Annotated in this window: 1 pseudogene; it reads left to right on the top strand. The window is 68.6% G+C overall.

Annotated features, from left to right (window positions below):
* A pseudogene (locus tag ACZ7OO_RS44115) lies at positions 1 to 1,091 on the top strand (alpha-1,4-glucan--maltose-1-phosphate maltosyltransferase); the annotation flags it as partial.

Below are 1,091 nucleotides of genomic sequence, written 5' to 3'. Positions count from 1 at the left end.
GAGCCGCTGCCGCTGCTCGTCGAGCGCGAGCGGGCCCTTTTCGGCTCCTGGTACGAGTTCTTCCCGCGCTCCGAGGGGACCGAGGACCGGCCGCACGGCACCTTCCGGACGGCGGCCCGGAGGCTGCCTGCGATCGCGGAGATGGGCTTCGACGTCGTCTACCTCCCACCGATCCACCCCATCGGGACCACCTTCCGCAAGGGCCGCAACAACACCCTGAGCGCTGGACCGGAGGACGTGGGGGTGCCCTGGGCGATCGGTTCCCCCGAGGGCGGCCACGACGCCGTCCATCCCGATCTGGGGACCCTGGAGGACTTCCAGTGGTTCGTGGCCGAGGCCGGCCGGCACGGCCTTGAGGTCGCGCTGGACTTCGCGTTGCAGTGCTCACCCGACCACCCGTGGGTGGACAAGCACCCCGAGTGGTTCCACCACCGGCCCGACGGGACCATCGCCTACGCCGAGAACCCGCCGAAGAAGTACCAGGACATCTACCCCATCGCCTTCGACGCCGACATGCCGGGCCTGATCGCCGAGACGGCCCGGGTACTGCGGCACTGGATGGACTGCGGGGTACGGATCTTCCGCGTCGACAACCCCCACACCAAACCCGTCGTCTTCTGGGAACGGGTGATCGCCGAGATCAACCGCACCGACCCCGACGTGATCTTCCTCGCCGAGGCCTTCACCCGGCCCGCGATGATGCGCACCCTCGCCCAGATCGGCTTCCAGCAGTCGTACACCTACTTCACCTGGCGCAACACCAAGCAGGAACTCACCGAGTACCTCACCGAGCTGTCCGGCGAGAGCGCCGCCTGGATGCGGCCCAACTTCTTCGCCAACACCCCGGACATCCTGCACGCCTACCTCCAGCACGGCGGCCGCCCCGCCTTCGAGGTCCGTGCCGTGCTCGCCGCCACCCTCTCCCCCACCTGGGGCATCTACAGCGGCTACGAACTCTGCGAGAACACCCCGCTCAAAGAGGGCAGCGAGGAGTACCTCGACTCCGAGAAGTACCAGCTCAAACCCCGCGACTGGGCCCGCGCCGAGACGGAGGGCATCGCACCCCTCGTCACCCGCCTCAACACCGTCCG

Source organism: Streptomyces sp. NPDC111744, assembly GCF_055634995.1.
The sequence above is the reverse complement of the archived record's forward strand: the minus strand, read 5'-3'. Positions and strand labels throughout refer to the sequence as shown.